General features: G+C 58.3%; 14 protein-coding genes and 1 pseudogene. 6 read left to right on the plus strand and 9 right to left on the minus strand.

Annotated features, from left to right (window positions below; translation table 11 throughout):
* From ACFQDM_RS06740 to ACFQDM_RS06750, 3 genes are all read right to left on the minus strand, one after another.
* The coding region (locus ACFQDM_RS06740) for a glycosyltransferase (protein ID WP_377377151.1) at window positions 1-2,152 on the minus strand (2,152 nt) is incomplete at its 3' end.
* A 13-nt stretch (window positions 2,153-2,165) separates the two neighbouring features.
* On the minus strand, window positions 2,166-3,662 hold the full coding sequence (locus ACFQDM_RS06745) for a DUF6212 domain-containing protein (protein WP_377377153.1): 1,497 nt from the start codon (window positions 3,660-3,662) through the stop codon (window positions 2,166-2,168).
* A 163-nt stretch (window positions 3,663-3,825) separates the two neighbouring features.
* On the minus strand, window positions 3,826-4,269 hold the full coding sequence (locus tag ACFQDM_RS06750) for a hypothetical protein (RefSeq protein ID WP_377377154.1): 444 nt from the start codon (window positions 4,267-4,269) through the stop codon (window positions 3,826-3,828).
* A gap of 156 nt (window positions 4,270-4,425) precedes the next feature.
* Here ACFQDM_RS06750 and ACFQDM_RS06755 point away from each other — a divergent pair, with 156 nt between their 5' ends.
* Together ACFQDM_RS06755 and ACFQDM_RS06760 are read left to right on the plus strand one after the other, a co-directional pair.
* On the plus strand, window positions 4,426-4,725 hold the full coding sequence (locus tag ACFQDM_RS06755; protein WP_377377156.1) for a BrnT family toxin: 300 nt from the start codon (window positions 4,426-4,428) through the stop codon (window positions 4,723-4,725).
* Window positions 4,703-5,029 (plus strand): BrnA antitoxin family protein, encoded by a 327-nt coding sequence (locus ACFQDM_RS06760; RefSeq protein WP_377377158.1) that lies wholly within the window; start codon window positions 4,703-4,705, stop codon window positions 5,027-5,029. The genes ACFQDM_RS06755 and ACFQDM_RS06760 overlap by 23 nt, the downstream gene beginning before the upstream one ends.
* Window positions 5,030-5,050: 21 nt before the next feature.
* Here the strand turns inward: ACFQDM_RS06760 and ACFQDM_RS06765 are convergent, their stop codons facing one another.
* Together ACFQDM_RS06765 and ACFQDM_RS06770 are read right to left on the minus strand one after the other, a co-directional pair.
* Window positions 5,051-6,541 (minus strand): relaxase/mobilization nuclease domain-containing protein, encoded by a 1,491-nt coding sequence (locus ACFQDM_RS06765; protein WP_377377161.1) that lies wholly within the window; start codon window positions 6,539-6,541, stop codon window positions 5,051-5,053.
* Entirely contained in the window at window positions 6,541-6,912 is a 372-nt protein-coding gene (locus ACFQDM_RS06770) for a MobC family plasmid mobilization relaxosome protein (protein ID WP_377377164.1), read from the minus strand. The genes ACFQDM_RS06765 and ACFQDM_RS06770 overlap by 1 nt, the downstream gene beginning before the upstream one ends.
* A 300-nt stretch (window positions 6,913-7,212) precedes the next feature.
* On the opposite strand from ACFQDM_RS06770, the gene ACFQDM_RS06775 reads away from it, so the two are divergent.
* The 4 genes and pseudogenes from ACFQDM_RS06775 to ACFQDM_RS06790 all read left to right on the plus strand — a co-directional run.
* On the plus strand, window positions 7,213-7,494 hold the full coding sequence (locus tag ACFQDM_RS06775) for an antitoxin of toxin-antitoxin stability system (RefSeq protein ID WP_377377167.1): 282 nt from the start codon (window positions 7,213-7,215) through the stop codon (window positions 7,492-7,494).
* Window positions 7,491-7,772, plus strand: a complete 282-nt coding sequence (locus ACFQDM_RS06780; protein ID WP_377377169.1) for a type II toxin-antitoxin system RelE/ParE family toxin — start codon at window positions 7,491-7,493, stop codon at window positions 7,770-7,772. The genes ACFQDM_RS06775 and ACFQDM_RS06780 overlap by 4 nt, the downstream gene beginning before the upstream one ends.
* Before the next feature lie 203 nt (window positions 7,773-7,975).
* On the plus strand, window positions 7,976-8,989 hold the full coding sequence (locus tag ACFQDM_RS06785; RefSeq protein WP_377377172.1) for a replication initiation protein: 1,014 nt from the start codon (window positions 7,976-7,978) through the stop codon (window positions 8,987-8,989).
* 152 nt (window positions 8,990-9,141) lie between these two features.
* Window positions 9,142-9,225, plus strand: a pseudogene (locus ACFQDM_RS06790) (transposase); the annotation flags it as partial.
* Window positions 9,226-9,247: 22 nt separating this feature from the next.
* Here ACFQDM_RS06790 and ACFQDM_RS06795 read toward each other — a convergent pair.
* From ACFQDM_RS06795 to ACFQDM_RS06810, 4 genes are all read right to left on the minus strand, one after another.
* On the minus strand, window positions 9,248-9,847 hold the full coding sequence (locus ACFQDM_RS06795; RefSeq protein WP_377377174.1) for a sulfotransferase family 2 domain-containing protein: 600 nt from the start codon (window positions 9,845-9,847) through the stop codon (window positions 9,248-9,250).
* Window positions 9,848-9,904: 57 nt separating this feature from the next.
* Window positions 9,905-11,083 carry a polysaccharide pyruvyl transferase family protein gene (locus ACFQDM_RS06800; RefSeq protein ID WP_377377177.1) on the minus strand — a complete coding sequence of 393 codons (1,179 nt, stop codon included), beginning with the start codon at window positions 11,081-11,083 and terminating at the stop codon, window positions 9,905-9,907.
* A 56-nt stretch (window positions 11,084-11,139) separates the two neighbouring features.
* A complete protein-coding gene (locus ACFQDM_RS06805) occupies window positions 11,140-11,898 on the minus strand; it encodes a sulfotransferase (RefSeq protein ID WP_377377179.1) in 759 nt (252 codons plus the stop codon).
* Between the two features lie 12 nt (window positions 11,899-11,910).
* Window positions 11,911-12,527: glycosyltransferase family 4 protein (locus tag ACFQDM_RS06810; protein WP_377377182.1), on the minus strand; the 617-nt coding region annotated here is incomplete at its 5' end.

Below are 12,527 nucleotides of genomic sequence, written 5' to 3' on the forward strand. Positions count from 1 at the left end.
TGATAAGTCGTTCCAGCCCTTTCTGTTGGTCGAGTCGGCCCAGATAGATGACTCGCAGCCTGTCGGGACGATTCTCGCCTGACCGCCGCGCGTCCAGCCGCTGCGCCGATTCCTCGGGCAGGTCGAAGCTGGGCGCATTCAGCAGCGGGATGACCTTTTCTTCGGGTACACCCATGGCGTGGCACCAGTCCGCCAATTGCCCCGAGCAGGGCAGGAACAGGTCATAGGCATGTTCGAAGGCAAGGCCGAGATAGGTATTTCCGACCAGCCGCTTGAACGGACTGTGATCGGTCAGGTGCAGGGACAGCGCCGTCTTGACTCCCAAGCGCTTCAGCTGGCCCATCAGCCCTGAGATGGCGCCGCCGTGGAAGTTGATGACGAGGTCGAGCCAGGCCAGCATCGCCGTGGCGTTTCTCTGGTCGCCCCAACGCGACCAGTCGGGAACGTCCGTGCCCAGATAGCTGGAGCAGGCCGAGCCCCAAGGGGTAAAACTATCGTCGGCCAGGAAGGTGACGCTATCGAAGGTCTCGTGCCATTCCGCGCTGAACTGGCAGTTCTTTGCGTCGATGACGAATAGGTGCGGTCGCCAACCGGTGCGCTTCATCGCCCGGGCGGTATTGAGGGCGACCCGTTCCACGCCGCCGAATTCGACCAGCGGCAGCACGAAACCCACGTCGCGGCCATCGCGATGCACCCGCGGATAGGCCGCTTCGGCCAAAGTGGGGACGCGCGCGATCTCATGCGTGCGTGCGCGCCAAGGAATGCCAGGATCCCGCCAGTCCCATTTATCTGTCAGCGCCTGGCGCATCGGCGAGGCGCGCAGCCGCGAGGCGAAGGCGATGAAGTCATGCGTGGCAGAGCGGTAGGGCGGCACGTCATTGCTGAAGAACTGCTCGCAGAGGCCGAAACCGAGGACCAGCGAAGGCAGGCTGCAGGGCCGCGAGGCGATGCCCGAGGCCCAGGCGATCGAGGTGTCGCGGACGATCTCGTTCAGCAGCTGCGGGCGGATCATGAGAAGTGCGGCGTCCAGCTCGCGCTTGCCCTGGACGTCTTCCTCGGTCCAGGTGATCCGCTCGCTTTCGTGGGATTGCAGTTCTAGGGCGACGAAGGGCTTCTGCGCCAGCCGCCGTTCCATGGTCCACAGCAGGCCGTGCAGCAGCTTGGCCTGGCGAAGCTGTTCCAGGACGCTGGAATGGGTCATGACCAGCAGCGGCGGGGCATGGTGATGCGAGTTGTCGGTTTGGGTCCGCCACCACAGATCCTCGTATTCGGCGGCCGGCACGCAGCGTTCGTGGCCCAGGTCGGGATCGGTGGTCAGCAGGACTTCGTCGCGGTCGCTGAGATAGATCGCATAGCGCGGGGCTTCCCGTTGCTCCAGCGTCAGCAGGCCCCGCGGGCCGAACAGCTTCCTGTGCTTCTGCCGCATCACGCTGCGGATGGCCTCAGCGTCGCGCTCTGAATCGGCCAACATGGATTCGGCGCGCTTGCGGTAGAGGAAGCCGAAATTGTCGATGTTCCTGCCGCGGAAACCGGCCTCGGCGGCGGTGAGGAAAAAATCCCAGTCCTCGAAGCCGGATTTGAACGCGGTGTCGAAGAAGACGCCGGCATCGAACACCGCGCGCCGGATCAGGCTGCCCGCCTCGCAGACATTCATCACGGTATGGATCAGCAGGGAATAATCGCCGCCGTAATCGCCGGCCCATTGCAGGCCGAACATGTCGATATTGGGATAGATCCAGCCGATCTGCTGATCCGCTTCCAGGGCCGCCATGGCATTGCCCAGGGCATCGGGCCGCAGGCGGTTGTCGGCATCCAGCATGTAGATTGCCTCGACGCCGGGCCAAGTCGTCAGGGCATGGCGGATGCCGTGATTGCGGGCGTCGCTGAGCCCGCCATTGGGCTTGCGCAGATAGGTGATGCGGTCGGGATAGGCCATCGCATACTCGCGGCAGACCTGCTCGGTCTCGCGATGCGGGCAGCCGTCATTGACCAGGACGATGGCGATGGAAAAGGGCGCGCGCTGCTCCAGCACGCTGTCGATCGCCTCAGACAGCAGGACAGAGTGGCGGAAGATGGGTACGACGACCGCAATGCGCGGGCTATCCGCGCGCAGCGTATCGCCGGCAAGCGTCAGCAACTGGGTATCAGGCATGTCCGGTTCCCGGTCAGTATTGCAGGGTGAGGTTTGCAAAGGTCGACCAGCCGAAGTGATTGTTCACCCCCCCCTTGGGCAGACGGGTCAGCATGTAGACGTCGCAGGGCTGATCCAGCGGTTCCGGCAGGATCAGGTGGACCTGTCCGTCCTCCTGCGGGGCAAGGCGGACCCAGCCCGAGGCGAATTGCGGCCTGAAGGTGGGAACCTCGCCGTCATGGGGGCGATGGGCCGAATGCGGCGCCAAGGCGATCTGGTATTCGATGGGCGGGGCATCGGCGTGATAGGTGCGCACATCGGCATAGACATGGCGCGCCCCGGGCAAGGCGACACCCGACAGGATCGCGCCCGCCAAGCGGTCCTCCAGCACATGCACCAACAGCGCCGAGGTATTCGGCTGAAGCCGCAGCATATGATTGGAATCATTCATGTCCCGGGCGGTGGTGAGGGTCTCGCCCAGAACCCGGCGCAGGCGGTTCTTGCCGCCGACCGGCAGGATCGCCGTGGCCGCCAGGGGCGCGCTGGCGCCCGCGATCCAACGCCAGATCTGCAGCGCCGGCACGTTGGGCGTGGAATGATCGCCCATTTGCGCCCAGAAGCGCTGCTCGGGATGCTGGACCGAATTGGACAGCTTGACGGTGCCGCTGCCCTGATAGCTGACCGACAGGACCAGCGTCATCGCGTCGGGCCCCAGGGCGCGTCCCAGCGACAGGCGCAGCCAGCCATGGCGGAGCGTGTTCGCCGGCACTTCCCAGATCGCCAGCGTATCGCCGCCCTCCAGGCTGGACAGGCTAGCATGGAGAATGCCGTCGGCGGGCGGCGTCTCGTTGGCGACATGGATGGAGATGTCGCTGAGCCCGGCACTGGCGCCGGGCAGGCGCTGAACCAGTTGCGCCCCGCCGCGCAAGGTCAGCGGCAACTGGCCGGTAATGGGCGACAGGGTGATGTCCAGCATCCGTTTCTGCGAGACATTACGATAGAGGAACATCTCTAGGTCGCGAAACCCCGCCTGGGTTTCCTCATGCTGCCGGCGCAGAAGCCCGAGTTCCCGCCTCAGCCGCGTCGACCGGACCGCGGCGGCCTGCCGTTCGTCCGACATCTGCAGAACCAGCCATTCCAGCACCGCCAGGCGGCGCGCCGGCAGGTCTTCGCCCCGGACCGCCAGGGATTGGGGCGCGGGACCGCCTGTCCGCTCCTCCCAGAAGGCACCCATCCGGGCCAGCTCGTCGCGGCCCCGGCTGGACAGCGGCAGACAGCCGATCGCCACCAGCATGACCTGGGCGAGCGCCAGGTCAGTCCCCCCAGTTCCCGCGTCAGTTCCCGCGTCGGGCCGGAAGGTGATCCCGTCCTGCGACCCGGACACCTCGATGAGCGTCACGGGAAGGGCGAGGCTGCGGGCCTCGGCCATGTCTGCGGAAGCGACCAGCAAGGCGGAGGACGAGGCGACGCGCAGGCTGGAGGCAGCGCTTTCCCGGTCAAGGGAGAAAGGGGGCTTGAGCTGATGTTTCATGAGCAACGCATCTATGGTGGTGGCCTGAAATAAACGGGGGAGTAACATTTGAACTAAACAACTTGGGGTTTTTTTACTCTCTTCTCTCTGGACTTTTCGCAGCACAAAGCAACCCCTAATGAACAGGCCTGCAGGTCGTTTTGAAATGCAACGAGCCTGGAACTTAACTACTATTCTTTGACAGCCACGCCCGGATGCCCCGGGGTCGTCGGGCGCTTTTGTCCCGCTGATCTGTGATCTGCGCGGTTAATGCCCGCCGTTCGGTGCTCTCGGCATCAAGGCGGCGGCGCAGGTCATCAATGGTTTCTGATAGCTGACTGCGCTCACGATCACGCTCGGCCTCAAGAGCGGCGATCTTTGCGTGCAAGGCCAGAACTTCAGCCTCTAACAAGCTGGTTTCACGAGGGGTTTCATCTCCTAACATGTTGTCTAACGTGTTACCGTTACGTGTTAAGGCGGGCCAAACCCGGTGCAATTCGGCTGGGTCTATGGCATATCTCCCTTGCGACAGGCGCTCTGCACTTAATTTCCCAGATTTTATGGCACGTGTGATCGTGGGAACGCTTTTCCCAACAGCCTGCGCTGCCTGTGATGCAGACAATTTCATGGGGTAACAACCAGCCCTTTCACATCTTAACATCCCCTTACAGTGTAAGGGTAACGCCCCTTACAGGCCATACAACCCATAGTCCCAGAACGATGCCGGGCAGGCGGATTGATCTGCGCTCATTGTGTTACTACATTAATGTAGTAATATTGACGAATGAAGATAAGATTCGAATGGGATCCGGAGAAGGCTGACAGCAACCTTCGAAAGCACCGTGTGAGTTTTCCGGTCGCTGCCCGCGCCTTTGCAGACCCATTCGCGCTGGTCGAACAGGACCGCATCGAGGGCGGGGAATACCGCTGGCAGACGCTGGGTCTCGTGGAGGGATATCTGCTGCTGCTGGTAGCGCACACCGTCTGGGACGACGAGGACGGCGTGGAAGTGATCCGTATCATCTCGGCACGTCGAGCCGACCCGAAAGAAAGGAAACGCTATGAGCAAAACCGTTCGCTATGAGGTCGATCTGCGCAACCTGCCGCCTTTGACCGACGCGCAGAAGGCCGAAATCAAGGCACTGAAGGCGCTTCCGGAGGAACATACCGACACCAGCGATATCCCACCGCTGGACAGCGCCTTCTGGAAAAGCGCCGTTCGTAACCCGTTCTACAAGCCCACCAAGACCTCAACCACGGTCCGGGTCGATTCTGATGTGCTGGCATGGCTCAAGTCACAGGGAAAAGGCTACCAGACCCGGATGAACGCGATCTTGCGTCGCGCCATGTTGGCCGAGATCGAGCGCACCCACAACGACAGGAAGTGACCGGCGATTTTGCGGGACAAATTACAACCCATAGTCCCAGACCCTATCACGTTCTCGCCTATGGGCGTGTTCTAGCTCTTGAGCGCGCTTAAGAGCCTGTTCACCTGCTCGACCAAGCTCGACGTTGAGGCGTTCTGCGTCTCCAAGGCTGCGGTCAGCCGCTGCTGAGTGCTCTCGATCTGTCGCAGCCGCGTCTCGATCTCTCTTTGCCGTTTCGAGATAGCTTGCGACCAGTCTACCAGCTTCCCGGACAGCTCCTCGGACGCGTTCTGTGACTGATCGAATTCGCTGACCAATTTCCTGAACTGTTCGAGCAAACTGCGTTCGAAAATCGTGAGCTGGTCCATCGGTCAATTCTCCATCGGCAGGCGCAGACACAGCCTCTTGGCTCCGCTGCTGTCCTGGCATTCTGCGGGCTGGGCTTCGTTCGGGATCAGCAGATAGTTCTGCCCCTCGCTCTGGAAGGTCTCGAACGGTTCGGGGACTATTGGCGGCGGAGGGGGCTGTGTCGATCGCCAAAGCAAGAAGCTGGTCAGGATCAAGCTCACGATCAGTGCCGCCCATGTCCCTAACACGATCCACTTCAGCGGCGGCAGATCGTCCACTATCCCGCTGGTGTGTTGCTGGATAGTGGTTCTGATGTCGTTCAGCTCGGCGGTCACGCTCGACTGAACATGCGCTGACAGCTTCTTCAGCTCGTTGTCGGTCAAGGACGCGATCTCGCTCGTCTGGCTCTCCAGCTTCTCTTGTAGCCGCTCGGCCAAGCTCTTGCTCATAGCTCCAGTCCTTCTCGTAGATGCGCCCTTTCAGCCGTAACCTGTCGCCGGTTTCAGCATCCTGAACGGTCAGATAGTCCTTGCCCTGCCTTGTAACGCCTAGACCGGCCTCCATGAGCGCCTGAACCATGCTGTGACGGTCCCGCACCGTTCCCCGCTCGACCAAGGCGGTGACATAGGCATGGACGGCTTCTCGGCCTTCTTTGATCCGGAAGCCGTCCCGCTGCCATTCCACAGGTTTTTCAAATCCCAGATCCCGCGCCCGTGCCGGATCGTCTGGCCGCGCCCAGCCATGGGTTAAGTTCAGTGCATCCCGTAGCTTCGAAAAACTACGCTCCCAGCCGGGTGGCGCGATATTCAACGCCCGTCCGCTGGTCAGCTCCATACGAGGCGTCACGAAATGCAGCTCTACCCGTCCACCACTGGTGTGCTGATGGCGCACCCAGGTGATGTCATATTGTTCGGGGTCGAGGCCGGCGAAGGCAAATGCTTCGAACTGATCCATCGCGGCGCGCTGTTGCTCATCAGTCGGAGCATCTTCCGGCGCAAAGGACAGCACCCCATGCGTATAAGTCCAGTTCCGTGCGATGCTGTCGATCAGCTCGGCCGTACGGACCATATCGCCCCGCAGAACCTCCGGAGCGGCTGCCTCCCTCCCTTCACGCTCATGGTCCAAAAGATAGGCCGCGACCGTTCCACCGCCCCCGCGCCCTCCAGTGGTAAATTTGATCAGCATCAGCCGTCCCCGTCACCATCAGCGGTCAATGGCGAATCCCGACGCTGATGTGCGACCCGCAGCGCCGCCAGTTCCCGGTCGATTTCAATCAATTTTGCTAGCAAGGCCATCGCTGTTACCGGCTCACGCCGGTTCGCGGCACGAGCAAGCTGGTTCAGATTGTTTCCGATCCGGGCCAACTCGCGCAAAAGATCTGGCGAGACTGGCGGCGGTTCACGCCGGGGCCGTCGCCGCGTTCCGTCCAGGCGCGAACGGATAAGTTCGGATAGGGATACACCATGCTCTGCCGCCAGCTTCTGCCATCGGGCACGTTCTGTGTTCGATGCTCGAAGCTTGATCCAGATCGGACTATCGGCGGCATCGTCAGACATTAGCTCTCCGCAAAAGCAGGGTGCAGGGGAAGCATTCCCCTGCCGGGGTTCGGGGCTGGCCCCGTCCGCCCTCTGGGCGGAATGGGGGTTTGAAGGGGGTAGCTTGCACCCTCACCAGCCGCGAGGAGCCAAGACAAGGAAAGTGATAGCGCCCTTGTCGTGGCCACGAGAGTATGCTGGCGAAAGAGATAATTTGCAAGGGATGGAACATCAGGATAGGGACCAGACGAAGCCCCTATTCTGGCTGGAATTAACGTACTAACGTAGTATATACTACGTTAGTACCGGAGAGGATGAGCCATGCCCACCAAAGCCGTATTCACGATGAAGCTGGAATCCGATCTGCGAGACAGTTTCATGGCCGAAGCCGCAGCCGCTGACCGTCCGGCATCACAGGTCGTCCGCGAGCTGATGCGCAACTACATCGAGCAGCGCCGCCATGAGCGGGCTTACAGCGAGTATCTTGCCCGTAAAGTGGACAAGGCCCGTACTTCAATGCTGAACGGCCAAGGGCGCAGCCACGGGGCTGTAGAAGCCGATTTCGCGGCCAAACGAGCAAAGCTCATGGAAGGCTCTGCGTGATCGTTATCTGGACACCTGAAGCCGAACAGGACCGCGCCGACATCATGGATTTCATTGCAGCTGATAGCCCATCAGCTGCCATTCATATGGACCAGCTATTTGGAGAAGCAGCAGCCCGTCTCGCACATCATCCCTTCATGGGGAAACCGGGACAAAGACCCGACACCCGCGAGCTGATCCCTCATCCCAGCTACCGGTTGGTCTACGCTGTAAATCAGGACACTGTCTGGGTCCTGACTCTCATTCACACGGCCCGACTCTGGCCTTCAGCTGCCTAAAATCTGAAAAGAAAAATGGGCGCAGCCCTTCTTGTTCTAATGTTCTATAGTTCTAGGGCTAAATGTATTTGTTAAAACAACTGCTTGCGCGGTTATCGGTGACATATGGGGACCGTCAAGTGACATATGGGGACTGATAAGTGACATATGGGGACTGATTTGCGCGTTGACTGGTGGCATTTCGTCACTAATAAATGTCACCTATGGCGAAGACGATCCAAGTGGCCGCAGACAGGGCCTATGACCCAACCAAGACTGTGCTGCCCGTTGAAGTGGCGCGTGGCATCTACATCGAGAACCCGCCCTCGGCGCAGGCTCTGAAGTTGATGCATCTGCTCATTGCCAAAGCGGGGGGGCGGATGGCCGAGGAGGTCCAACACGAAATGCGCATGGCCGACCTCAAGCACATCGAGGGAATGCGCAACCATGACCGGGCCAGCTTGCGCACCCTGTTCACCCAGCTCCGCGCCGCTGTCATGGTTTATGACGATACCGAGGCCCAGGAAGAGATCATTGGCGGCTTCATGGATGAAATCCGCCTCGATTACCGGCAGGAGGTTGTGGACACGCTGGTGGTTAAATGGTGGTTCGGGCGAACCTTCCGCCGCATCGCCGCTGAATCGAACCACTGGGCGATCCTCGACCGCCAGACGGTCTTTGCCCTGTCCTCGAAATACTCGATCCTGCTGTTCCAGCACATCGCCTCGCTGGCCAATCTGGACCGGATCGACAGAAAGAGCTTTACCGTACCGGAACTGCGAGCATTGTTTGGTGTGGAAGGGGGCAAGCTGGATCGGTTCGCAGACCTTAATCGTCGCGCCCTTCAGCCAGCCATTGCGGAAATCAATCAGCTTTCCCGCCTGAAGCTGAAAGCGACCCCCCGCAAGACCGGTCGCACCGTGACCAGCGTGGAAATCTCATGGAAGCTGAAGGCGGACCCGACGGACGCCAAGCAAGAGCTGGCACGGCCAAAGGTAGGTCGAAAAGCGCGGCAGGAGGGTACTGTCGAGACCCTGCCAGCGGTTTTTCCAGAAACCGGGGGAATCGGCTATAGCCCACGTTGGCTTGATCTGAAACAGCAGGCGGGCTGCAATATGGACAATATTCTGATCGCCACGAACTTCCGTCGTTTTTTGGATGAACGCGGCGTGGCCCGTGATGTCGCCAATATTGAGAGTCTGTTTTTAAGCTACTGCAGAAAAATAGGAAGAGTTTAAAAAAATATATTAGACCATAGGAATAGCACCACTGACCACTCTATTGCTTTTCAGTGCAAGTTGTTTCCCGTTTCGGTGTGAATAAGTGACCTGCCCCCCACGAAGTCCCGCACCATGATGTAGAGTCTGCTCAACCCTGAAGGAGCAGACGAATGCGAAAGAGCCGTTTCACCGAGGCGCAGATTATCGGGATGATCAAAGAACAGGAGACCGGGATGCCGACGGCTGAGATTTGCCCGCATAATGATTTCCCGGCAGTCAGAGCGGATAGCCGAACCGCTCGAAATCTTTGGCATAATGCGTTTGGACGCGGATCCGGTCGGCCACGTCCCAGACGATCTTCTGAGACGCGCTGCGCAGTTCGTGCGGGGGCGTATCGGGGGGCGCCACGCCAAGGATATCGGCGATGCGCGCCAGCGGCGCGGCCAGGCCGTCCTCCAGCCGGAATACCTCGACGTTATTGCCCAGGAACTCCCATTGCGGGCGCAGGTGGTTGTCTAGGTGGAACCTGTCGCGCTGCTGGCGGTCCAGGTTCTCTTCGATCCAGGGTGAGAAGGCGGGCAGCCCCTTCCAGAAGCTTTCCTTGGCAAGCTCTGCGCGCATCCGGTATTCGCTGGCGATCCGGTCATAGGGGTTGCGCACGACGGTCACGGCTAGGTCGAAGAACCCCTCGCCCAGCAGCGCCCGGATATCCTGGGCGCGATAGTGCTGCGGCGTGCAGCGGCTGGCATGGGGGATCCCCATTGAGAACAGCCGCAGCGGCGCGATGCCCTTCATCCAAGTCTCAACCGAGGTGCCCCCGGCCTTCGGGATATGGATGAAGAGGACACGTTTGCCGTTATGCTGGATGAAGGGCATGGATCTTCCGAAGGCAGGCGGGAGATGCTGCTTCCGCTGCGGCCATATGGTCGGGCTTCAGTTTGCCACCGGCGCGGCGAGTTTGTGCGGCACGTCATGCTCGGTCAGATAGTCGTAGAAGCGCGCATAGTTCTGCGGATATTTCCGCGCGAAGGTCTTGGTTTCGTAATGACGATCAAACAGTTCTGCAATAGGCATTCCATCCTGCACCGCCTTGAGCGGTGCCTGTGGCAGACCGAGATGGTCACAAAATTCTTGTGTGCGGCTGTCATGCACGATCCAAAGAGAGGGAACACCCGCCTGCATAGCGGCCATGTTGCCGTGAAACCTAGTTCCAATGCAGGCATCATATCCTTCCTTAAATTTTTCAAACCAAGGCGGCATCGAATAGAACTGATGGAAGGATTTCTTTATCCACTCATGGTAGCTCTTGAAATCAATTCGACTTGACGTAAATGCCCTCATCAAGCCAGGCCTTATCAGGGAAAGTATTTCTGAAGGAATGTCTTCGACACTCTCTAGGCGTTCAATCTTGGCAATTTCGTATTCGAACCGTTCTGTCTGACCTATGAAGGTAGAGTTTGATGCTAACGCTTCCTTTATCAGCTTAATTTCCGGCTCTGGATATGTAACGTTGACAACGGTTTTTTCGATTCTTGGAGGGTTCATTAGTTCCGGAAGACGAAATTCCGATCTTCGGCTAATAAAGCATGATTGGCAGCCAATAACTTCAACATTGTCTATTCCGAGGTGCTTGCAGAGGTCCGCAGTAAACTCGCCTCGAACAGCAATTTTGGGTGCATGGTGAGAGATGACCGAAAGCAATCTTTTTGTTTCAGGGGCGACAAAAGATTCGGAAATTGATTGCCCTATGGGCGCTTGTGCCCCTAAACCAAATACTATTATGGGCAGTTGAAGCTTCTCGAATGCATCTGCAAGCTTTTTTTGAGAGGAGATTAGGCTAGTTCTGTCGCCAACTCGTATATTATTGGCCGCAACAAAGGCTATATGAGTGAGCTCTGACTTTAGCTTTTCAGCGATTTCGTCAGTGACAGAATCCATATACGCATCCACATTTCTGTGCTCCCCCACAATATAGCGTGCTGCAAAACCGTGAAGAAAGTTTCCGGTGTTGTCGTTGGCGCCTTCGGCCCTATAAGCAGGATTCCCTACGAATCCAATTCTGGCGGCGGGCGACGGAATAATATCATTAATTATCGAATGCGCCGTGTGCATACTGAAGTCCATTAGTTATGTGTTGTTTTTAGCTTTCCAAAATGGACGAAAGCTCTCTAAGTATAATGTTCGGGCGGGCAATGTATGAGCTTTTCACGAAGTATTTCCGATACTTTATCCATATCAGGTGACTCTCGAAGAAAATCAAATAACTCCCTTGTGTATTTCGTTCCCTCCGAATATCTTTCATACTCTATTGTATAGCATATACTTGGGTTATTTTCTGAAAAATTTTTATATAGCTGATCGGCTGCTTCAACCATGGCCTTAACATCAGACTTGTTTCTACTTTTCCACCACCCCGATTGTGACACTGAGCTATAGTCCCTTGTCTGGAATATGAATCGCGAATTTGGGAAGTATTTTTTGATTGTTTCCAGATAGCTATGGAAGAAATTTCTGTCTTCGTGGAACCTGATTTCTTTGAATCCCGCGACTCGTGTTTGTTCCGGAATATGAAGAACCTCTCTTACAAAGAGATCCATCATCGCCCTTGAGAACTCATCAGTATTGACGTTTTCTGCTCCATACCAAGGATCCTTGGGGGTCGCAAAGGTGTCAGCAATCTCTTTTCTTCTCTGGTCAATAGGCTTCAAGATTTCATCTTGTCTCCAAGTGAAATTGTCCCAGTTAGACACCACAGCCGCAGCTCTAGAGAAATGATAAAGAAGATTGCCATTTTCTCCTCGGATGCAATATCCAGGAATAGAGTTTAGTAAACTCTGCGTCAGCGTCGACCCCGAGCGGCCATAGGTCACGACGAACACATAGCCATCCTTCGGCGCGTAGAGGGACGGGTAACGTTCTTCATTCATGGTATTTATTCCTCAGGTCTTCTTCTCGCCGGTCGCAAGCATCGTCTCCAGCCGCTCGATCACCGGTCGCACCGCGCCGTCCCAGTCGCGCCCCCGCATATCAAGCCTCGCCTGATGCGCAAGCTTGTGTAGAAGATCGGGATCGAAGCAGAGGTGCCGCAGCGCGGCGATGGCCTCGTCGACGGTGTCGCTCTGTGACAGGACGACGCCGTTCTGCCAGCTCTGCACCACCTCGGAGACCGCGCCCGCGTCGGTCGCGATGGGCACGACACCGGACCGCATCGCCTCGAGGATGGTCAGCGGTAAGCCCTCGTAATAGGATGGTAGGACAAAAATATCCGCCCATTCCAGGGCCTCGGCCAGGCCTTCCGGGGTGGTGATCGGCGGTTCGATCATCTTGGTTATGCGCGAAGGCAGGCGCATCTCCCCATGAGTCATGACCTGCTTGCCGATCAGGCGCCAGTCGATGGGCAGCGATTCCGAGTGCGAGGAATCGACGATGCTGATAAGTCGTTCCAGCCCTTTCTGTTGGTCGAGTCGGCCCAGATAGATGACTCGCAGCCTGTCGGGACGATTCTCGCCTGACCGCCGCGCGTCCAGCCGCTGCGCCGATTCCTCGGGCAGGTCGA

Origin of the sequence: Ponticaulis profundi (assembly GCF_042659465.1) — a bacterium.
Lineage (GTDB): Bacteria > Pseudomonadota > Alphaproteobacteria > Caulobacterales > Hyphomonadaceae > Ponticaulis > Ponticaulis profundi.

Excerpts from the sequence above, each read along its gene's own strand:
- ACFQDM_RS06745 (WP_377377153.1), bottom strand. The coding sequence starts at position 3,662 with ATGAAACATCAGCTCAAGCCCCCTTTCTCCCTTGACCGGGAAAGCGCT.
- ACFQDM_RS06750 (WP_377377154.1), bottom strand. The coding sequence starts at position 4,269 with ATGAAATTGTCTGCATCACAGGCAGCGCAGGCTGTTGGGAAAAGCGTT.
- ACFQDM_RS06755 (WP_377377156.1), top strand. The coding sequence starts at position 4,426 with ATGAAGATAAGATTCGAATGGGATCCGGAGAAGGCTGACAGCAACCTT.
- ACFQDM_RS06760 (WP_377377158.1), top strand. The coding sequence starts at position 4,703 with ATGAGCAAAACCGTTCGCTATGAGGTCGATCTGCGCAACCTGCCGCCT.
- ACFQDM_RS06765 (WP_377377161.1), bottom strand. The coding sequence starts at position 6,541 with ATGCTGATCAAATTTACCACTGGAGGGCGCGGGGGCGGTGGAACGGTC.
- ACFQDM_RS06770 (WP_377377164.1), bottom strand. The coding sequence starts at position 6,912 with ATGTCTGACGATGCCGCCGATAGTCCGATCTGGATCAAGCTTCGAGCA.
- ACFQDM_RS06775 (WP_377377167.1), top strand. The coding sequence starts at position 7,213 with ATGCCCACCAAAGCCGTATTCACGATGAAGCTGGAATCCGATCTGCGA.
- ACFQDM_RS06785 (WP_377377172.1), top strand. The coding sequence starts at position 7,976 with ATGGCGAAGACGATCCAAGTGGCCGCAGACAGGGCCTATGACCCAACC.
- ACFQDM_RS06795 (WP_377377174.1), bottom strand. The coding sequence starts at position 9,847 with ATGCCCTTCATCCAGCATAACGGCAAACGTGTCCTCTTCATCCATATC.
- ACFQDM_RS06800 (WP_377377177.1), bottom strand. The coding sequence starts at position 11,083 with ATGCACACGGCGCATTCGATAATTAATGATATTATTCCGTCGCCCGCC.
- ACFQDM_RS06805 (WP_377377179.1), bottom strand. The coding sequence starts at position 11,898 with ATGAATGAAGAACGTTACCCGTCCCTCTACGCGCCGAAGGATGGCTAT.